At 33.7% G+C, this 20,766-nt stretch carries 17 protein-coding genes; 14 read left to right on the forward strand and 3 right to left on the reverse strand.

Features of this window, described 5'->3' with window-relative positions; translation table 11 throughout:
* The first annotated feature begins 75 nt into the window (after positions 1-75).
* From IJI93_RS02085 to IJI93_RS02110, 6 genes are all read left to right on the forward strand, one after another.
* Positions 76-5,064 (forward strand): cobaltochelatase subunit CobN, encoded by a 4,989-nt coding sequence (locus tag IJI93_RS02085; RefSeq protein ID WP_292819176.1) that lies wholly within the window; start codon positions 76-78, stop codon positions 5,062-5,064.
* An 8-nt stretch (positions 5,065-5,072) separates the two neighbouring features.
* On the forward strand, positions 5,073-5,780 hold the full coding sequence (locus IJI93_RS02090) for a DUF2162 domain-containing protein (RefSeq protein WP_292819179.1): 708 nt from the start codon (positions 5,073-5,075) through the stop codon (positions 5,778-5,780).
* A gap of 8 nt (positions 5,781-5,788) precedes the next feature.
* On the forward strand, positions 5,789-6,433 hold the full coding sequence (locus tag IJI93_RS02095; protein ID WP_292819181.1) for a MotA/TolQ/ExbB proton channel family protein: 645 nt from the start codon (positions 5,789-5,791) through the stop codon (positions 6,431-6,433).
* A gap of 12 nt (positions 6,434-6,445) precedes the next feature.
* A complete protein-coding gene (locus IJI93_RS02100; protein ID WP_292819185.1) occupies positions 6,446-6,772 on the forward strand; it encodes a DUF2149 domain-containing protein in 327 nt (108 codons plus the stop codon).
* A gap of 205 nt (positions 6,773-6,977) precedes the next feature.
* Positions 6,978-11,282, forward strand: coding sequence for a DUF3344 domain-containing protein (locus IJI93_RS02105; RefSeq protein ID WP_292819188.1), 4,305 nt, complete (start codon positions 6,978-6,980; stop codon positions 11,280-11,282).
* A 277-nt stretch (positions 11,283-11,559) separates the two neighbouring features.
* Positions 11,560-12,198 (forward strand): YitT family protein, encoded by a 639-nt coding sequence (locus IJI93_RS02110; protein WP_292819192.1) that lies wholly within the window; start codon positions 11,560-11,562, stop codon positions 12,196-12,198.
* Here IJI93_RS02110 and IJI93_RS02115 read toward each other — a convergent pair.
* From IJI93_RS02115 to IJI93_RS02125, 3 genes are read right to left on the reverse strand one after another with little or no spacing between them, the layout of a single operon-like run.
* Positions 12,179-12,844: a hypothetical protein gene (locus tag IJI93_RS02115; RefSeq protein WP_292819195.1), complete on the reverse strand. Its 666-nt coding sequence runs from the start codon at positions 12,842-12,844 to the stop codon at positions 12,179-12,181. The genes IJI93_RS02110 and IJI93_RS02115 overlap by 20 nt on opposite strands.
* Before the next feature lie 13 nt (positions 12,845-12,857).
* Entirely contained in the window at positions 12,858-13,385 is a 528-nt protein-coding gene (locus IJI93_RS02120; protein ID WP_292819198.1) for a TIGR00730 family Rossman fold protein, read from the reverse strand.
* A gap of 13 nt (positions 13,386-13,398) precedes the next feature.
* The gene (locus tag IJI93_RS02125; RefSeq protein ID WP_292819201.1) at positions 13,399-13,956 is read right to left on the reverse strand and encodes a DUF2115 domain-containing protein; all 558 of its coding nucleotides are present in this window, start codon (positions 13,954-13,956) and stop codon (positions 13,399-13,401) included.
* A gap of 73 nt (positions 13,957-14,029) precedes the next feature.
* Here IJI93_RS02125 and IJI93_RS02130 point away from each other — a divergent pair, with 73 nt between their 5' ends.
* The 8 genes from IJI93_RS02130 to IJI93_RS02165 all read left to right on the forward strand — a co-directional run bounded on the left by IJI93_RS02130 (position 14,030) and on the right by IJI93_RS02165 (position 20,728).
* A complete protein-coding gene (locus IJI93_RS02130; RefSeq protein ID WP_292819204.1) occupies positions 14,030-14,671 on the forward strand; it encodes a hypothetical protein in 642 nt (213 codons plus the stop codon).
* Between the two features lie 41 nt (positions 14,672-14,712).
* A complete protein-coding gene (locus IJI93_RS02135; protein WP_292819207.1) occupies positions 14,713-15,180 on the forward strand; it encodes a hypothetical protein in 468 nt (155 codons plus the stop codon).
* 119 nt (positions 15,181-15,299) lie between these two features.
* Complete coding sequence (gene nikR / locus IJI93_RS02140; RefSeq protein ID WP_292819210.1) at positions 15,300-15,755, forward strand: nickel-responsive transcriptional regulator NikR; 456 nt, start codon at positions 15,300-15,302, stop codon at positions 15,753-15,755.
* A 17-nt stretch (positions 15,756-15,772) separates the two neighbouring features.
* Positions 15,773-16,552, forward strand: a complete 780-nt coding sequence (locus IJI93_RS02145; RefSeq protein WP_292819213.1) for a methyltransferase domain-containing protein — start codon at positions 15,773-15,775, stop codon at positions 16,550-16,552.
* The gene (gene hycI, locus IJI93_RS02150) at positions 16,552-17,037 is read left to right on the forward strand and encodes a hydrogenase maturation peptidase HycI (RefSeq protein WP_292819220.1); all 486 of its coding nucleotides are present in this window, start codon (positions 16,552-16,554) and stop codon (positions 17,035-17,037) included. The genes IJI93_RS02145 and hycI overlap by 1 nt, the downstream gene beginning before the upstream one ends.
* The gene (locus tag IJI93_RS02155; RefSeq protein ID WP_292819223.1) at positions 17,034-18,128 is read left to right on the forward strand and encodes an acetyl-CoA carboxylase biotin carboxylase subunit family protein; all 1,095 of its coding nucleotides are present in this window, start codon (positions 17,034-17,036) and stop codon (positions 18,126-18,128) included. Before hycI ends, IJI93_RS02155 begins: the two co-directional genes overlap by 4 nt.
* A gap of 63 nt (positions 18,129-18,191) precedes the next feature.
* Positions 18,192-19,274, forward strand: a complete 1,083-nt coding sequence (locus IJI93_RS02160; protein WP_292819226.1) for a glycosyltransferase family 4 protein — start codon at positions 18,192-18,194, stop codon at positions 19,272-19,274.
* Positions 19,275-19,297: 23 nt separating this feature from the next.
* A complete protein-coding gene (locus IJI93_RS02165) occupies positions 19,298-20,728 on the forward strand; it encodes a Mur ligase family protein (RefSeq protein ID WP_292819228.1) in 1,431 nt (476 codons plus the stop codon).
* Positions 20,729-20,766 lie beyond the last annotated feature (38 nt).

Below are 20,766 nucleotides of genomic sequence, written 5' to 3' on the forward strand. Positions count from 1 at the left end.
TAATACTTTTAATATAAAAGTTTATTATTAACCTTTCAATAAATAATATATATTAAAAAATATAGGGGGATGTTTGTGAGAAATTATAAAAAGTTGTTTTTAATTTTCGTTTTATTATTCTTTTTATTATTGGTTCCAATCAGTTTCGCTTCATCGACTAATGATTCAAATAATACCGAAAATATCCACGAAAATTTGACTATGGCTAATTTGGACAGTAATAAAACCTTATTTATAATTTCAGACAGTCCCGGAACTAATATTTTGGACTCTGCAAGTGATGAAATATATAATGTTGAAAACTTATCAGGTTTCAATATTGTTTTAAGAAGTGGAGAACAAGTTAAAGATATGGATGAGGAAGAATTATATTCTTTATTTTCATCTTCCGATGCATTTATTGGTGAATGGATAAGTACGGATGTGGATTCCGTTTTAACAAATCTTTTAGGAAAATATCCTGAACTATCCAACAAGGAATTGTTTTTAATATTGGAACTTCCATCAGGAAATCTAAATTCAGGTTCCAGTTCTCTTAATCTGATTAGAAACAATACTTTAAATTATAACAAAATATTTTTATCTTACACCAATAATGAGATAATAGACTATTTTAAAAATACAAAGAGGGGAAACTCTTATACGGACATCAGCAATTACATCAGCAATGATGGGGCTAAGTTCAACAACATATTTAATCAGTTAGTCCTTTACAAGGATATCAATGATAAGGACAACCTTAAAAACCAAATTCTATTCACTTTAAATTATTTGGGTTATGATTTCTCCTATAATCTTCCGAATTTTACAGGCACTAAAAACTATGGTATTTATCGTGATAGGTGGTATTCCTTAGATGAGTATGTCGCTACTTATTTTGATTCATCCAGAACACGCACTATTGGAATTTTGGAAAGTACCATGTATATTCTTTCTCAACAGTTGCACCCAGTCAATTCCATAATCAGTTCATTGGAATCAAAAGGATATAATGTCATTCCGGTTTATGCAGCAGGAGGATCTGCTGAACAGTTAAGGGTTATGGTTGAATCTTGGACTAGTGCCGGTGAGGATATATCTGGATTTTTATTAAATTCTTCTAATTATGATGTTTATATTGACGGAATTATTTCCATGGTTGCTTATGGTGTGGGTGGTGAAAACTTCTCAAAGGCTGTTGATTTTTTTGAAGAACTTGGAGTTCCAGTTTTCAGGGCAGTTCACTCAGATTATGTTTCAAATGAAATGTGGGAGTTGGGCTCAACAGGCCTTACAACAGAAAAAAGTGATAAATGGTGGCACATTACAATAGCTGAAACTCAAGGAATCATTGATGCAACATATGTCGGGGGCCAATCCAGCTATATTTCTAATTTAACCGGAGCCAGAATTGTAACATACATCCCTTATGAGAGGAATATTGACTTATTAATGGATAGAATTGATTCTTGGGTGGACTTAAAATATACCTTCAATGAAGATAAATTAATCTCAATAATTTATTATAACTATCCTCCAGGCAAACAAAATATTGGATCCAGTTACCTGGATACCATTAAAAGTATCTATAACATTCTTTATACTTTAAGGGATTCCGGTTATTATGTGGGCGATTTACCTTTAAATGTAAGTGAACTTGAAGATTTAATGCTAAAATGCGGTATTAATGTGGCTACTTGGGCTCCAGGAGAGCTTGAAAAATTAGCTAACCAATCAGGTGTTACTCTTTTATCAGTTGATGAATATACCTCCTGGTTTAATTCATTAGATGAAATTGTTAAAATACAAGTTCGTGAAGGGCCGGTTGCATATATTGGGGAGCTTTCAAAAAGAGCGGTTGAACTTGATTATACTGTAACAATTGGTGATACGATTGATGATTGGTATAATCAGATAGCTGCATTGCTTCCTGAGGAAAAATCAGAGGAATCAAAAGGAGTCTTAACCAATATAGTATCCGCATTAAAAAATTTTACACAAACTAAGAACTTTGATTACTATAATTTATTTTTGCAATATTTTGATGAATTTAAGAAATTGAATATTTCCGGCCTTAATGGTTGGGGAGATAGTCCTGGCGATGTAATGGTTGTAAATCGTAATGGTTCATATTATTTTGTCATTCCTGGTTTGACTTTTGGAAATATATTTATAGCTCCGGAACCTCAAAGAGGTTGGGAATCTGACATTGAAAACCTCTATCACTGTACAGCTGTTGCACCTACTCATCAGTACTTAGCAGCTTATTATTATATGCAAACTTACTATCCTAATGCAATGATGTTCGTAGGAAGGCATGCTACTCACGAATGGTTGCCGGGAAAAGAAATTTTATTGTCTGCAACTGATTATGGGTCTGTTGTTGTTGGAGATGTTCCTCAAGTGTATTTCTATATTGTTGATGGTTTAGGAGAAGCTATTCAAGCAAAAAGAAGAGGTTTTGCTGTAATGATTTCGCATTTGACTTCTCCAATGTCATACACTCCGTTATATGCTAATTTAAGTGTTGCAGCTAGTTTAATCGAGGATTATAAAAACAATCCTAATGATGAAACTGTTAATCAGTTACGTGATTTGATTATGGAAAATGACTATTCCATGAATATGGGTCTTACAAAAGATGAAGTCAATAACTTATCAAGCAATTTGCTTATAGACAGAGTTAATAATTTCTTGATTGAAATGCAATCTACATTGTATCCTTTAGGACTTCATGCATTAGGTGAATTCTGGAATGAAAACGATTTGGCAAGTACGGTTTCTGCAATGTTATCGTATGATTATGTCTTGGAGAATAACGGGGGAGTTATAAATTTATTCACGGAACTTTCAGATTATTACTTTTCAAAGTCTTATAATGATTTATCCGCATTTGAGAGGGAATTCATTTTAAATAAATCTTATGATATTACAAAAGCGTTGATTTATTGGGATGTGGATACGGTAAATAATGTTTTAATTGCGCAAAATGATAAATTTAATAATCCAACATTCCTGGCTTGTCTTAATTTGGCTAAAAATTACATTGACTTAATAAATTTCAGTGTTTCAAATGAATTAAATGCAATGTTGGACGGTTTGAATGGTAGATATATTCCAATTGGTGAAGGTGGGGAAGTTGTTGTCAAACCATCTGTTCTTCCAACAGGAACCAATATGTTTCAGGATCAATCATCAGAGCTTCCAACAAAAGAGGCATGGGAATATGCGAAAAACCTGGCTTTATTGACACTTTCCGATTTGAATGATACTACAGAGAAAATTATAATGGGAATTTGGTGTGTCGAGACTGCAAGGGATGATGGTGCATTAGTTTCAACAGTTCTCTATCTTTTAGGAATGAAACCGGTTTGGACAGATTCATCAAGTGCCGGATATGATGATGAAGGAAATCCTACTGGTAAGAAAGTTGGAGCAATGCCGGAAGTAATTAAATTGAATGATTTAACCCGTCCGGACGGATGGTCAAATAAAAGAATAGATGTAACCGTAATTACTAGTGGTTTATTTAGGGATTTATACTCTTCACAAGCTGTACTCCTAGACAATGCGTTTAGGGTAACCTTGGCAAGGTCATACTTAACATTAATTAGAAATAATACATTGATGAAGTCTGAACATGGCGATGAATTAAAAGAAGCCCTTCAAGGAGTTATGGGGAGCATAAACTATTATGGTGTTTCAAATGAGCCATTAAACTCAAACTATGTTGCGCAGCATTGGATTGAAGATACTTTATACTATTTAAGCGTAGGATATAATGCAACTTATGCTGGAGAATGTGCAATAACAAGAATTTTCGCACCGCCAAATGGAGATTATGGTGCTGGAATATCCAAATTGGTATCCATGTCATGGACTTGGAATGAAACAAGTGAACTTGCGGATTTCTACCTTGGAAGAATGGGAAATATGTATTCTAAAAACTATTGGGGAGATACAAATCCATTAGTTTTCTTAAGAGCGCTATCAAACTCCGACACAATCGTAGCTAGTCGTAACACTAATCAGTATGGAGTACTTGACAACGATGACTTCTTTGATTATTGGGGTGGTTTGTCAATGACTGTAGAGGAAATTTCAGGAAACGCTCCGAAATTCAATGTATTGATGTATGCTAATAAAAATACTGCATATATATCCTCTTTGGAAGAAGTAATGTATAAAGAGATTGCTGCAAGATATGATAACCCAGATTGGATTAGTGGAATGATGAACGAAGGTTACAGTGGTGCTCGTTACATGTCAAATAAATTTGTAAGTAATTTACATGGCTGGCAAATTACAAGGCCTTCTGCTGTTACAGATGATTTATGGAATAGGGTTTATAATACTTATTACAATGATAAATATGGTTTGGGAGTTAAAGATTGGTTAATGACTGGAAATAATGCATATTCACTTATATCTATGAGCGGTACAATGCTTACAACAATTCATGATGGATATTGGAAGGCAAGTGATGCCACAGTCAGGGATATTGCAAATACTTGGGCACAGGCAACTATTCAAAATGGTGTTGCATGTTGTGATTGTAGTTGCGGTAATCTTGCAATGATGCAATGGGCTGTGCAATATGTAAATCCAGATATTTTAGCCCAATTGCTTCCTAAATTATATGATGCAACAAAAAACCCAGTATTTTTAAATAATACTCAATCAACAGTTGTCCCAGAATCCCAATCTAGCGATAACCAAAATGAGGCTTCAACTCAAAATCCTGTTGAGGGATCTACATCCTCTTCAACAATAAAATCAAATTCAACTTCAACAAGCGATGATGTTGTTCAAAATGGTGACAATCAAGGAGACGCATTTTCAAATGTTGGTGAAGGAAATGAAGTGGCACAGGCGGGCAGTTCATCATCTCAAGGTGCGGATGTTAAAAAATCAATTGAAATCAATCCAATCACTTCCCAATCTGCAAGTGAAGTTGGTTTATCAATTATAGCTGTTTTAGCTATTTTATGCTTGATTATGGTTGTGGCAGTAGGGTACTTTAGAGATAATAATGATATTGATAAAAATCAAGATTTAGATAAGCTTTTTAAAGAAAAACTATAGGTGTTTAAATGGATGCAATTAATATTTTATGGCAGTTGGGAATTTTATCTGCTGTTTTAATTTTTGGAATAAAATTAGGTCTTGCAACAGGCCTTGCTAATATGTCTAGGAAATATTTAGCTTTGGTTTCGATTGGTTATGGGGGAGGAGTATTAATATTAACGGAAATCTCTTCATATTTCACAGAACAGATTACAGACTTAATTTATACTTATAATTTTGAATTTTTCTTAATCATGGCTTTAATCATGATTTTAGCAGGAATATTCACAATAAGAGAATATAAAGTGTTTGAGAAAAATACTACTGCAGCTACTTGTATGGCGGTTGTAGCGCCATGTCCATGTTGTTTTGGATCGATTATTGTGAGTATAATGCTTGTAGCACCAACTGTGGGGTTGGGACTTATGGATTTAAGTTTAGTTGTAGCAGGTGCATTAGTTTTAACTATTGTTTTAACATATTTTGCATCCAATTATCTTGTTAAATTTATAAATAAACCATATCCTATTGTTTTAGGTAATTTCATGTTCTTTTTGGGAATTTATTTCCTATTGTCAGCATTGTTTTTACCAAATATCACTGCTATGATTCAAAATCCAATGGATGGAATAACAATATCTTCCCCATATCAGCTTATTGGTTCATTAATTGTAATGCTTGTAATTATTGCAATCGGTGGGGTAATCTCAAGGAGAAATAGTAATTTTAATTAGGTGATTTAATGGTATCAGCAATTCCGGGAACTGACATATTAACTTCTACTTTAAATATGATTTCTCAAAGCTTGCAAATTCCTGTAATTATATTTTTAGTAATTTTTGCAGTATTTGCTGTTTTAGCTATTGGGGGACTTATTTCAGAATACACTTCAAGAAAGAAAATCACTCCTGATATGATTGAACAATTGATTTATTCGATTTCTAAGGCGAATTCCCTAGAGGAAATAAAAAACATTATTGAAAGAGCAAATATTTACAACTCCCAAAAGGTAGTATTAATTAAGATATTACGTTCAAGTTCTTTAACAGTTGATTCTAGACATGCATTAGCTAAAAAATTAATAGAATTTGAAGAGAATAAATTTGCAAAGACAATTGAAAAAACCGATGTAGTTACACGTATTGGGCCAACTTTAGGTTTGATGGGTACATTGATACCTATGGGTCCGGGACTTGCAGCTTTAGGTGCAGGGGATGTTAATACTTTAGCTAGTGCTATCATTGTTGCATTTGATACAACTGTTGTTGGTATTGGTGCTGGTGCAGTAGCTTATTTTGTATCTAAAGTAAGACGTAGATGGTATGAAGAGTATTTGTCTAACCTAGATGCATTAGCAGATGCATTACTTGATAAGTTAAGTCAATAAGAGGTTTTTGTTATGGTTCGTGAAAAAGGTCGCAAAAGGTTTTCGGAAGGTGAAGAAGACCCGATGGCAGGAACTGCAAATCTTGTTGATGCAATGCTTGTAATAGCAGTCGGTTTGTTGATTTTTGTTGTTATAAGTTGGAATATGCAAAGTGTTGTATTTCAAAGTAATGAGCAACAGACCTTCGATGAATCTTCTCCAAATGTAACTGAAGTAGCTGAAGGGCAAGTTTTAAATGAGACTCCAGATTCTTCTGATAGTTCAGGTCAGGGTTATATGGAAATGGGCAAAGTATATAAAGACCCCTCAACGGGCAAGTTGATAATGGTTGAAGATTAGTGAGGAGCTAATATCAATAGTAAATGTCTTTTTTCAAAAATATATTAGCTTTAAATTATCTTCATTTTTTTAAATTTTTTTTAGAAAAATTTATATTATTTTTACATTAATATAATAGTGTACTAGTTAACTTAATAAATTTTTTATTTTTTTTATTACTTAAGTTTTAATTTTGTACTAAAAAGTATTACTAAATGGGATTATTATGGGAAATAAAAAAATTTTATTTATATCTATTTTACTTTTCATGATTGTTCTCTCAATTGGTGCAATATCTGCTCAAGATGTAGATGATGCAATTGCATCCAGTAATGATACTGTCATTTTTGGCGATTCGGATTATGTTTCAGGGGGCGTAGATTTTGTCACTGTTAATCCTTGGAATACTACCGGTGAACTTAGTTATGACATTCCATCTGATGCAACATCAATTAAGAGTGCGGATGTTTATGTGAATGTTTATGGTGGTAGCGCTAAGAATAATTATGGTGCTAATGCTAACATCACTATTACAGCAGGTAATTCTGAAACCACATACTTTGAGTCATTATGGACTGAAGAGGGCAGCAGTGATGGAACCGTTTATATAGTAAATGACCACACTACCAAGTGTTATTCAGATTATATGATCCATTATGATTTAACAAGTATGTTGGATGGTTTAAACGGAAATAACTTAAAAATTAATGTAGATACTTTTGAAATGGAAGGTATGCAATTTGATGGTAGAATTAAATTGATTGCATTAATTTTGGCTTATGATGATGGTGATGATGATTCAATTGGCTATTGGATTAATGATGACCAATTGTGGAGCAAAACCAATGTTACAGTTACTTTTGGCACTGAAGATGTAACCCATATTAATGGTGCAACTTTGAGTAATGTTGTTCTTTCAAGTGGTGACGGCACATATATGGTGAATGATGAGTATTTAGGCGATGCTGATGTTCATGAGTCAGGCAACTATTATCAATACAATGAATGGGATGTGACTAAGATAATTGATGCAAATCAGAATACTGATTTGAATGTTATTTATGCTGGAACTAGTGCTTATGGTTCAATTAAAAATGTTCTTTCTGTTTTAACTATAGATAATAGCGTTTTTGATAATACTGTTTCTGGTGGTGTTGATGTTGTTGCTGTAAATCCTTGGAATACTACTGGTGAGCTTAGTTATGACATTCCTTCTGATGCGAAATCTATTAAGAGTGCTGATGTTTATGTGAATGTTTATGCGGGTAGTGCTAAGAATACTTATGGTGCTAATGCGGATATCACCATTGCTACTGATGATGCCGATTACCAATATTCTGAATATTTGTGGATTGAGGAGGGCAGTTCTGATGGAACCGTTTACACTGTAAATAATCACATTACTAAATGTTATTCAGATTATATGATTCATTATGATGTAACTAATAAGTTAAGAAATTTAAATGGAACTAATTTAAGAATAAATGTTGATACTTCTGAAATTGAAAATAAATCTTTTGATGGTAGAATTAAATTGATTGCATTGGTTCTAACTTATGATGATGGTGATGATGATTTTATTGGTTATTGGATTAATGATGATCAATTATGGAGTAAATCTAATGTCACAGTTACCTTTGACACTGAGGATATACTTTGGTTGACAGAAGCTAATTTGGTTAATTTTGTTCTTTCAAGTGGTGACGGCACATACATGATGAATGATGAGTTTTTAGGTGATGCTGATGTTCATGTGTCAGGTAATTATTTCCAATACAATGAATGGGATGTAACTAATCTTATTGAACCGACTCAAAAAACTGATTTGAATGTTATTTATGCTGGAACTAGTGCTTATGGTTCAATTAAAAATGTTTTATCTGTTTTGACTATTTACAATATTCTTGAAGATAACACTGTTTCTGGTGGTGTTGATGTTGTTGCTGTAAATCCTTGGAATACTACTGGTGAGCTTAGTTATGACATTCCTTCTGATGCGAGATCTATTAAGAGTGCTGATGTTTATGTGAATGTTTATGCGGGTAGTGCTAAGAATACTTATGGTGCTAATGCGGATATCACTATTACTGCAGATGATACTGAGTATCAATATTCTGAGTATTTATGGATTGAGGAAGGCAGTTCTGATGGAACCGTTTATGTTGTAAATGATTATATTACTAAATGTTATTCAGATTATATGATTCATTACGATATCACTAATAAGTTAAGAAATTTAAATGGAACTAATTTGAGAATTAATGTTGATACTTCTGAAATTGAAAATAAATCTTTTGATGGTAGAATTAAATTAATTTCATTGATTTTGGCTTATGATGACGGTGATGATGATGTGATTAGTTATTGGATTAATGATGACCAATTGTGGAGCAAAACCAATGTTACAGTTACTTTTGGCACTGAAGATGTAACTCATATTAATGGTGCAACCTTGAGTAATGTTGTCCTTTCAAGTGGTGACGGCACATACATGATGAATGATGAGTATTTAGGCGATGCTGATGTTCATGAGTCCGGTAATTATTTCCAATACAATGAATGGGACGTAACTGATGTAATCGATGCAAATCAGAATACTGATTTGAATGTTATTTATGCTGGAACTAGTGCTTATGGTTCAATCAAAAATGTTCTTTCTGTTTTGACTATTGATAATAGTGTGGATAACGTTGTTTCTGGTGGTGTAGATGTTGTTGCTGTAAATCCTTGGAATACTACTGGTGAGCTTAGTTATGATATTCCTTCTGATGCGAAATCTATTAAGAGTGCTGATGTTTATGTGAATGTTTATGCTGGTAGTGCAAAGAATAATTATGGCGCTAATGCCGATATATCCATTACTGCAGATGATACTGAGTATCAGTATTCTGAGTATTTATGGATTGAGGAAGGCAGTTCTGATGGAACCGTTTACACTGTAAATAACCATGTTACCAAATGTTATTCAGATTATATGATACATTATGATGTAACTAATAAGTTAAGAAATTTAAATGGAACTAATTTGAGAATTAATGTTGATACTTCTGAAATTGAAAATAAATCTTTTGACGGTAGGATTAAATTAATTTCATTGATTTTGGCTTATGATGACGGCGATAGTGATGTGATTAGTTATTGGATTAATGATGATCAATTGTGGAGTAAATCCAACGTTACAGTTACTTTTGATACAGCTGATGTAACTGGTATAAATGCCGCTACTTTGGATAATTTTGTTCTTTCTAGTGGTGATGGTACCTATATGCTGAATGATGAGTTTTTAGGTGATGCTGATGTTCATGTGTCCGGTAATTATTTCCAATACAATGAATGGGATGTAACTGATGTGGTTAAAGCAAATCAAATTAATGATTTGAATGTTATTTATGCTGGAACTAGCGCTTATGGTTCAATCAAAAATGTTCTTTCTGTCTTAACTATCAAATCTGCTATTAACACTGATTTATCCACTAGTTATGATGAAAACACTATGAAATTGGTTGCCAGTTTAACCAATAATGTAACTGGTCAGCCTATTAAAGGTGCTACTGTAAGATTAACAATTAATGACCAAAAATACTCTGCTAAAACTAATGAGGATGGTCAAGCTGAGTTTTCCACTGCTAATTTAGCTCCAGGTAATTACACTGGTACTGTTTATTATCTTGGTAATAGTAAGTATAATCCTGTTAGCACAACTGTTGATATAACTGTAAATAAAATGGCCACTAATATTTCTGCAGCTTATGATGCTGTTACTGGAGATTTAGTTGCTACCTTGATTAATGAGGTTACCGGTCAGCCTATTAAAAGTGCTACTGTAAGAGTTACAATTGATGGCCAAAAGTACACTGTTAAAACTAATGCTAGTGGTCAAGCTAAATTAGAGATTTCCGATTTAGCTCCAGGTGCTTATACCGCAACTGTTTCTTATAATGGAAACAGCAAGTATGACCCTGCCAGCACTGCTGTTGACATAATTATACCTAAAATAACAACCAGTATTTCATTATTCTATGACGGTGCAGCTAAGGAATTAGTCGCTGTTTTAGTTAACTCCGAAACTGGCAGTGCTATTAGCGGAGGTAATGTTGTATTTAATTTAAATGGTGTAAAAACTACTGTAAAAACCGATAAACAAGGTGAAGCAAGATTTGCAGTTGAGGGTAATTCAAGCACTTTCAATGCAGCCGTTTCATATGGTGGAAACAGCAAATACTACAAATCAACAGCATCAATAAAGGTAATAGAAGATAAAATGCCAACTAGCATCTCCCTTGATTATGATGCAGAAAATGGTGAAGTTGTTGCCACATTAATCAATGTTGAAGCTGGTAAAGTTATCACCGGTGCTAATGTTGTATTTAGTGTAAAAAGTGTAAAAACTACTGTAAAAACCAATAGGGACGGCCAAGCCATATTTTCAATTGCAGATTTGGATTCTGGCATACAATCCATTGCGGCTTCTTACGGTGGAAACAGCAAATATGCAGGATCAACTGCATCTATAATGTTTGTCAAACCATAAAGGAGATTTTATTTCTCCTTTAAACTTTTTTTTATTTTGAAAATTTTGTGGCGATAATATTTTTTTAGTTTTTACATGTGCGTGTCCCTATCAATTTTATTGCATTAACCTTGCTAAAGCATTTAAATTATATATGTGATTAAGCATTAGGGGTTTTTCAATAATATCTTTTAGATAATTTCATCTAAAATCAATATTATTGACAGTTGTGATTAAGGCATTTAGGATTATTTGGATTCAGAAACAATTTAATAGTTTATCTAAAAAATATTCTATTATGGAGTTCAAGAAATTCAATAGATTTGCAATTTATCTAATTTCCCTGTTTTTCATATCTTTGGGTGCTTCACTATCTATTAAGGCAAACTTGGGAACTGCTCCACTAATTTGCATTCCAAATGTTTGCAGTCTGATTTCACATTTAAGCGTTGGGACTGTAACATTTGTTTTCAATCTGATTCTTATTATTTCACAAATCATTATCCTAAGAAGCGATTTTGAAAAAAGACAGCTCCTGCAGGTTGTTATGGGAACAATTTTTTCCGCCTTCATCGATTTTTCATTGATGCTGGTTGCTTTCGTGAATCCTCAAGATTACATTTCCCAAATTGCGGTATTGTTGATTAGTTGTTTTGTAATCGCATTTGGCGTTTTGCTTGAAATCAAAACGGAAATAGTTTACTTGCCTGCAGACGGATTCATCTATTCAATTTCAAAATTTTTAAATAAGGAATTTGCAAAGGTAAAACCTTTTGTTGACACGGCAATGGTGATAATTGCAATTATTCTTTCTTTTGCATTTTTAGGATATCTTGCCGGAGTTCGTGAAGGGACACTTATAACGGCAATAATTGTCGGGCCGATTGTCAATTATATCAAGAAATATTCGGATCCGGTCATTGACTCTTTAATATGATTACCTTATCAATCATTTCAATTAACATTCTATTTATTGGATTTTTAAAGGATAGGGGATGTTCCTTAGGATATTCATTATTGAATGGAAGCACCATAAAGCTGGACATGCATCTGTCGGTTGACCTGAGTGCAAAATAGGCCTTGTATTCCCCATTTATTATATTGACCATAATTCCGACATCCTCTGTTGGCTCATGGCCGGATATTCCCTCTTCAGCATATATTCTAAATATTTTTCCTTCTTCGGAAGTAATCAAACCATATTCCATCAAATACAAATCCTCTTCTTCCATTTCACTAAAGTCTGATTCGTATTCATCATATTCGTAAACTTCAGAGCAGTCTTCTTCAGGTAATCTGATATATGGGCTTGAATATGCAAGTGAAATATAAATGCCGTCGTGGTCAAGTGCCTTTGAGATGATGTCATAATATAGATTGTCCATAGGGATTGATTTGTATCTGTCACCTAAGATTTCCGGGACTGTATGTGTAAATCCGCCGTCTTCAATTACAGTACAATAAAAATGCTTTTCACCCAAATAGCCTGCTGTTGCGGCTTTCTCAATAGTTTCCTTAATGTCAATATTGTCTGCGTTTTCTATTCGCTCAGCAATTTCAAGGGCTTGTCTTTCACTTATCAATATTACTGCTCCTTTATTCTAAATAATCAAATATCTCATCAATGTTTTCGGCTATCTTAAAGGTTTCCTCCTGCTTGTATAGAAATCCCTTTTCAGCCATTTCATCAATCATTTCAAACATCTTATTAAAAAAGCCGGCTATGTTAAAGACTATGATTGGTTTATCATGCCGTTTAAGTTTTTTAAGGGTTATTATTTCAAAAAATTCATCTAATGTTCCGATTCCACCAGGAGAAATTATAAAAGCATCGGAATTTTCCAGAAACTTGTTTTTTCTCTCATCCATTGTATCGACATAAATGAATTCGCTGCATTTATCGCAAAGCGGTTCAAAATTGTTAATCCATTCCGGAGCGATTCCTATTGATGATCCGTCATTGTCATGGACTCCTTTTGCACATGAACCCATCATGCCGGTATCTCCTCCGCCGAATACTAAGGTATGGCCTCTTTTTGCAATCTGACAACCTAATTCATATGCCTCATCGGTGTAGGCCTTATCTATTTTTCTACTTCCGGAACCATAAAGACAAATATTCATAAAATCAACACCATTAGATGTCAGGGGTCTGCTCAGCAAGGCACAAATGGCAAACGGCGTTTTCATTGTCCTTTTGGTTATCCTTAACTGGACATAAATATTTCCCGTTTCTTTTTTCCACTTTTAAATTGCCTGGAAACTCACTTCCAACAGGATGTATTGGTTCTTCCAGGATGAATGTTGTATATAATGCGGTAATCACATAAATTAATGGAAATTTGTCATCATAACTTCCAAAAATTTCTTCCCTTTCTTTTTCAAAGGTTCTCTCATGTATTGGAATGGATTCATCAAAAGACTGCTTGTCAATAGCTGAATTATCGTAGTCATCATTTGCAAGAACTTCCTTCATGCGCAATAAAAAGTATTTTATATAGATTTCCAAGTATTTTTCACGGTAGCTTGCATGAACAAATTCACCGTCTTTTCTCATACGTGCTGATGCCATCATCAAATCATAAACTGAAATTATTCTGGCATATTTTTTAAGTATCTTCATTAAATCATTTTTTGTTATTTCCTTTTGTGGGGTTAACTCTTTTAAATCAACAAGTATGTCTTCGGATTCCATGATTTTATTTTAAAGTTTATTATTTATAAAAATTTTTTAATCATGAAATGTTATATAATATGGGGGAAGTATTATGTCTGGAGATTTTATGGAGATTTCAAAAGAAGAGATTGAAAATATTGAAAATGCTTTAAAGATTAATGCAGATTATAAGCTAAAAAATTCCAAATTCAACACCAAATCATTCGAAAAGGCTAAAGAGATAACAATTGTTCAATACGTAGCGAATGTAGAAAACGAACTGGTTTTTGAGACTAAAGAGGAAAACGGCAAGTATTACATTTCAAGCTCTTTTGGGCTATTCATGGACAATATTGTAAACGGCAATGTTTCAAGGGATGTTTTCCAGTCAGTCAGTTCGTATTATAGGGAAGTTATCTCCAGTGAAGATGATTTTCAGGAAGAAAAAGAGGAATTGATTAAGTTTTTACTTTTAACAGAGGAATATGATGAAAAACAGCTCCAAACGGATTTGGATCCTGTAAAAATCCGTGAGGATTATAAAAAGGATTATGATATGATTTATGGTGATGAATCACTAAACAGGGTTCAGAAAAGCTTGGCTTTAAAGGAATTGGTGCACATGTCCATTTGCCAGATAGTCAATGACATTGACCTGTTTTTCACAAGGCCTTTCGATTTGACACCGGAAGAGGTGGCCGAGAAAAACAAGCAAGAGGCAAAAGCACTGGAAAACGAATTGCAATTGTCCTAACAAAAACTATTAGTATTAGATAAAATATAAATTCTGATTATATGATTACCATTACTAAAAATGAAGAGGTTGTTCTAAACCAGATTAAGATTTTTGCCATAGAATATCCCGATGGCATTCCTCTCAATGTCTTAAGAAAGGATTTGGGTTTTCACGAATATGACCTGGTCCAAATTTTAGAAGAGCTTAAGGATAAAGAGCTAATTCTTTTTTCTGACAATAAGATTTCATTGTCAGAACATGAAAAGGAAATCAACACTGTCAATTCCAAAAAGGATGTTGAGGAGTTGGAATTGAACATGAAGGAAATGGAATCATATAAGTTAATTCAAGAGCTGGTCGACGATAAGAATCTTATATCTAAATATACCTTGGAAGGGCATCTCCTGTATGGTGATTTAAAATTGTCTAATTTTAGAATGTATCACATTATTTTGTCCCTACAGAATAAAGGCCTTTTAAAATCCATTAATAAGGATGACGGCGAGTATTATTTGCTTGTAGAATAATATTTTTACTATATATTAATAATAATCTAGTAATATTTTTTTTCTATTTAATCATAATATTTATATAATCTTAAAATTATATATTAAAGTATACAATTCAACTTTTAATGTGATTTTTTATGATGAGAATAAGCATGTCTTTACCTAAAAAATTATTGGCGGATTTTGATGAAGTACTAAAAGAGAGAGGATACCAGTCACGTTCAAAAGGGATTCGTGATGCACTTCAGGATTATATTGTAAGATATCAATGGATGAATTCCATGGAAGGACACAGAATTGGTATTGTAACTGTTATCTATGACCACCATTATACAGGAGTCATGGAAAACCTTGCGGAAATTCAACACAGCTTTAGAAATGAAATTAACACAAGTATGCATATTCACATGACAGACAAATACTGCATGGAGATTGTAGTTGTAAATGGGGATATTGCTGAGATTCGTGATTTGACTGAAAAAATCATGAGATTGAAAGGTGTTGAACACGTAAAACTCACAAGTACAGCCAATGGGGAAGAATTTAGTGAACCTGGACATTCACATGACCACGGCCATTCACATTCCCATTAAATTTTTTTCATTGTTTCATGAAATTTAAAACAACTCCCTACCATTCCGATTTATTGAAGGATAAAGACAGATTGGCCGGATTTTATAATGCGATTCTGGAATATGATTCCAATAAAGAATTGGCTTATGATTTGGGATGCGGCAGTGGAGTTCTATCCTATTTTTTAAGTCCTTATTTTGAAGAAATTATTTCACTGGAAGTAAGCTTTAAGGCATCGCAGTGCGCCAGGGAAAATTTATCAGGTTTTTCAAATATTGAAGTGGTTAACCGTGATGTATTTAGTTACGATTTCACAAAAAAGGCAGATTTGATAGTTTGTGAAATGATGGACACTGCATTGATTGACGAAGAGCAGATTCCAGTTCTAAATCATGCCAAAAACTTCCTAAAGGAAAACGGCACAATAATTCCTAAAGGCATTATCAACACCATTGAACTGGTTAATCTGGAGAGGGATAACATTCACTGGGATGAGGATGATGCAAATTACGAAGTGTTTTCACATCCCCAAGTTTACTCTGAGTTAAATTTTTCAGACGATATTGACCCTGATTTTGAAGAAGTTATTTCAATTGAGGCCAGTAAAGATGGAATAGTGAATGGAGTAAAAATCACAACATTTACACTACTTAACGATAATATGATCTGCGGACCAACTCCCATGTTGAATCCACCTTTATTAATCCCATTAGATGAGAAATCGGTAAATAGCAATCAATTTATAAATGTTAAACTAAAATATAGTATGGGAAAAGGGATTGAAAGTATTAAAATTGAATATGTTGAAGGTGAATGATGTCTTTTGAGTCTCAATTAGACGATTTTCTCACGGATTGTGAAAAATTAATCATACTTGGAGTAGGCAATGAGCTTAAATGTGATGATGGTGTAGGGCCATTCATAATTAAAAAATTGAAAGAGGAAGACATTGAAGACAAAAACAAGCTGCTGTTCATTAATGCTGAAACTGTCCCTGAAAACTTCACAGGCAAAATCAGAAAAGAAAAGCCGACACACTTGATAATTGTCGATGCATGTTTGATGGGAGGTCAGCCGGGCGATATTAAGATAGTGGACAAATATGATTTTGCAAACATAGGCATTTCAACTCATTCCATGTCATTATCATTCTTTGTAAGGTATCTGGAAAAAGATACGGATTTTGGAATAATTTTCATTGGAATCGAACCGGAATCAATGGACTATTCCGAAAACTTAACGGAAAATGTTGAAAAGACCGCTTATGAATTTATTGATATACTAAAAGGAATTATACTATGAAATTATTGTTTATTGGATCAAGATTATACGATGACATTGACTGGTACGTTAGAGGTAAAGGAATAGAAAGTGTACTTACGGAATCTAATGAGGAAGCTATTAATTTGGATTTGCCCGATCAAGTATTCATTGTTCCTCGAGGCATGGACGGACCAAAACAGGTTGCGTTAATGCAAAATGTTAATGCCATAGTTCCATTGATAGGTATCGACCCTCCTTTAATTGATGTTGCCCACATGAAAGAAGAAGTTGAAGAGGAATACGGAATTCCCGTAATAGCTGCAGGCGTGAGGGCAGTTGAGTTAACATCAAATAAAATTAAAACCAAGGAGTTTTATGAGGAAATTGGTGTGGCCACCCCTGAGTATCAAATTTTAAACAGTCCTGATGAGCTTGAATTGGACTTTCCTGTTGTTTTAAAGCAAGGTGAAGGACAAGGCGGAAAGGATATTAAAATAGCCAGGTCAATTGAAGATGTAAACGAATACTTTGAGGAATTTGACCAGGCGCTGTGTGAGAAATTTGTTGAAGGATCAGAAATTTCAATTGAGGTGTTGGGTTTCGACGGCCAATATGTTGCTCTTCCTCCAATATACAAAGGCGAAACTACTTTGGAGGGAACACATCCATTGAATAAGGTCAAGACTGGGCCGTGCATGGTTGAAGGTTTGGACAATAATTTGGTTCAGCACACTGCATATAAGGTTGCCAGGAATTTGGCTTCTGACGGCATTTTTGAAATGGATTTCATGTTTTCAAAAGAAAATGACCAGTTGTATGCAATCGAGGTAAATACAAGGCCTAATGGTACAAGATACCTAACAACAGCGACTTGTGGCATTAATTCGTTATGTGAACTGGTCAATATGGCAATTGGCGAATTTTCACTGTCGGATATTTCAGACAGGCTAGAGTATCACTATTCTACAGAAATTCCAATAGGTAATTATAATGGTCCTACCCCAAACGAACCTATAAAGTCTTTTGAAGCCAATGATTTTGTTGTCCATGGTCCTGAAGGCTATCAGAGGGTTACTGCAAGAGCTTCTTCAAAAGAAGGTCTTGAAAAATTAGTTGAAAAATTGATGTAGTCTGTCTTATAAGTTATAATTATATACTATTATCAATAAAAATAGTAGTGAAATCTAGATTTATTGTGTGGTATGATGAATAATACAGATATGTTAATTCTTTTTTTAATAACATTATGTGCTACAATATTCTTTACATATTATATTAGAAGGATATTAATTAAAGCAAGGATTGCTGATAATCCTATAGTAAGTGAACATAGACATAAGAGCGGTACTCCTACAATGGGAGGTATTGCTTTCCTATTTACAATTTCTTTAATCATAGCTCTTTATTATCAGAATACACCAATATTGATTGTTTCATTCATTATGCTTACAGGAGGTATTGTGGGCTTGGTGGATGATTTAATCGGTCTTAAAGTCAAAGAAGTTCAAAAAATTGTTGTAAATACTTCTGATGATGTCATAACTCTTGGAAGATTGGATGTTCAGCCTGGTGAAGAGGTTCGTGTTGCAACCCCAAAAGCAAAAGCGGAAGTGGATGATTTGCTTAATGCAGGCAAAGTTGAAGTCATTGGTGAAGTTCCAATCAAAACTGAACCTGGTGAACTTGAAAAAATTATTTGCCAAATTGTTTTAGGATTATTTTTAGGATTGACCGGTGTTGTAACAACTATTGGAGGTTTTCAATTAGGCATATTGGCTATTCCAGTTGTTATTATTGCCATTTTAGGCTGTATAAATTCAGTCAATTTAATTGATGGTATGGATGGTCTTGCTGCAGGTATTGTAGGTATTGCTTCAATTGCATGCTGTATATATGGAGATCTGTTTGGACCAACTGCAATAATGCCTCCATTTTTAATATTATCTGGGTTATGTTTCGGATTTTTGGTTTTCAACAAGTATCCCGCTTCAATATTTATGGGAGATACAGGTTCATTTGTTTTGGGAACAGGTTATGCTGCTGCGGTTGTAGTCGGTGATATTCCATACTTCGGCGTTCTTGCATTGGGAGTTCCTATTATTTCAGTCGTTGTTAGCTTATTGCACAGGGCACACATTATCAAATTGCCTGTTGAACCACTGCATCACACTTTAAATCATTATGGGATGTCTGAGACAAGAATAGTGTTAAGTTATTGGGGATTTACAGTATTGTTATGTATCATAGGCATTCTGGCTAAGATGTACATATTTTAAATTCTATTTTTTCGGGTGATTATATGAGTATACAAGATTTGGCAAAATCTATTAATGGAAAACTTATTGGCAATGATGAATTTTTCTCTATTGATGGATTCACAGGCAAGTTTACATTTTTAAATGAGGCGCATACCGGAGATATAGTTATAAGGCATTGGGTAAATGATATTGGTGTTGAAATAGCCTTTGACAAGAATATAGCATGCTTAATTACCCAAACTCCAAAAGATGGTGCAATTGAAATGGCCGAAAAATTGAATTTCCCGTTGATAATCACAGATAAGATAGAGCTGGCAAATGCATATGCACTTTCACATACCATTGAAAAATATTCTCCAGATTCCACTAATGTTGTAATCACAGGAACCAACGGCAAGTCTACAACATCTCATTTAATTTATCATATTTTAAAAACTGCAGGATATCACGTACTTACAAATACAGACAGTGAATCGGAATTCAATACATTGATAGATCCGATGGTTTCTAAACTGATATCGGATGAGGTATTGGCTAATGGCGAGCTGGATTATTTGGTCATTGAAGTATCTGAAGTTCAGGGATGGTTAGGCAATCTCATGGAAAATCATGCCGCATTGATGAGTGAGGCAGTAAAACCTAAAGTCGGAGTTATAACAAATATTGCAATGGATCATATTGGTCTTGTTAACTCAATTGAAGATGTTTATGATGAAATCAAAGCAGTTCCGAAGGCAATTGGTGATGGAATTTGCGTATTGAATCATGATGATGAATTAGTAATGAAATTGGATGCTCAAAACCCATTTTTTACATCAATGTCAAAAATCGATGAGGAAAATTCGATTTACTATGACGGCGAATCCATTGTTTATCGTGGGGACATTATCTTAAGAAATAATGAATTGCCATTTAGCGGTTATCATTTTATTCAAAATATCTTATCTGCTATGGGGGCATGTATTTCACTTGGAGTGAACATGTTGGATATAATAGAGGGCGTCAAATCGTATAAGGCATTAAACAGGCGTTTTGCCAAGTTAAATGAAGAACCTTTAATTTTTGATGATTTTGCGCACAATCCTGATGGAATTAAAGCGACTATTGGAGAAACCATTAAATTACTTCCTGAAAATCAGACATTATATGTCGTATGTTCCATAAGGGGTTCAAGAGGTGTTGAAATAAACAAGTTAAATGTAGAGGCACTTGTCGAATCAATGGATGAGAGAATTGAATTAGTGTTGTCTTCAAGCAATGATGTTGTCAATGATTTGAACTTTGTTGTGCCGGAAGAAAGAGAAGTATTCTTCAATACGTTAAATGAGAATAATGTTGAATTCGTTCATTATGACAATCTTAAAGAGTGTTTATCTGAAACCTATAAAAAAGCCAGTCAAAAAGATATTATTTTATTGATTGGGGCTCAAGGAATGGACCCTGCCGAATCATTGTTAAAAGATATTATATAAATTTAAATATCATATTAGTTCAATATAATAAATGTATA

The sequence above is a fragment of the Methanobrevibacter sp. genome, assembly GCF_017431965.1.
Classification (GTDB): domain Archaea; phylum Methanobacteriota; class Methanobacteria; order Methanobacteriales; family Methanobacteriaceae; genus Methanocatella.

What these genes read in the sequence shown, in the direction of transcription:
- IJI93_RS02095 (WP_292819181.1), top strand. Translation starts at nt 5,789, where the DNA reads ATGGTATCAGCAATTCCGGGAACTGACATATTAACTTCTACTTTAAAT.
- hycI (WP_292819220.1), top strand. Translation starts at nt 16,552, where the DNA reads ATGTCTTTTGAGTCTCAATTAGACGATTTTCTCACGGATTGTGAAAAA.
- IJI93_RS02110 (WP_292819192.1), top strand. Translation starts at nt 11,560, where the DNA reads ATGGAGTTCAAGAAATTCAATAGATTTGCAATTTATCTAATTTCCCTG.
- IJI93_RS02165 (WP_292819228.1), top strand. Translation starts at nt 19,298, where the DNA reads ATGAGTATACAAGATTTGGCAAAATCTATTAATGGAAAACTTATTGGC.
- IJI93_RS02100 (WP_292819185.1), top strand. Translation starts at nt 6,446, where the DNA reads ATGGTTCGTGAAAAAGGTCGCAAAAGGTTTTCGGAAGGTGAAGAAGAC.
- IJI93_RS02145 (WP_292819213.1), top strand. Translation starts at nt 15,773, where the DNA reads ATGAAATTTAAAACAACTCCCTACCATTCCGATTTATTGAAGGATAAA.
- IJI93_RS02090 (WP_292819179.1), top strand. Translation starts at nt 5,073, where the DNA reads ATGGATGCAATTAATATTTTATGGCAGTTGGGAATTTTATCTGCTGTT.
- IJI93_RS02135 (WP_292819207.1), top strand. Translation starts at nt 14,713, where the DNA reads ATGATTACCATTACTAAAAATGAAGAGGTTGTTCTAAACCAGATTAAG.
- IJI93_RS02130 (WP_292819204.1), top strand. Translation starts at nt 14,030, where the DNA reads ATGTCTGGAGATTTTATGGAGATTTCAAAAGAAGAGATTGAAAATATT.
- IJI93_RS02125 (WP_292819201.1), bottom strand. Translation starts at nt 13,956, where the DNA reads ATGGAATCCGAAGACATACTTGTTGATTTAAAAGAGTTAACCCCACAA.
- IJI93_RS02120 (WP_292819198.1), bottom strand. Translation starts at nt 13,385, where the DNA reads ATGAATATTTGTCTTTATGGTTCCGGAAGTAGAAAAATAGATAAGGCC.
- nikR (WP_292819210.1), top strand. Translation starts at nt 15,300, where the DNA reads ATGATGAGAATAAGCATGTCTTTACCTAAAAAATTATTGGCGGATTTT.
- IJI93_RS02105 (WP_292819188.1), top strand. Translation starts at nt 6,978, where the DNA reads ATGGGAAATAAAAAAATTTTATTTATATCTATTTTACTTTTCATGATT.
- IJI93_RS02155 (WP_292819223.1), top strand. Translation starts at nt 17,034, where the DNA reads ATGAAATTATTGTTTATTGGATCAAGATTATACGATGACATTGACTGG.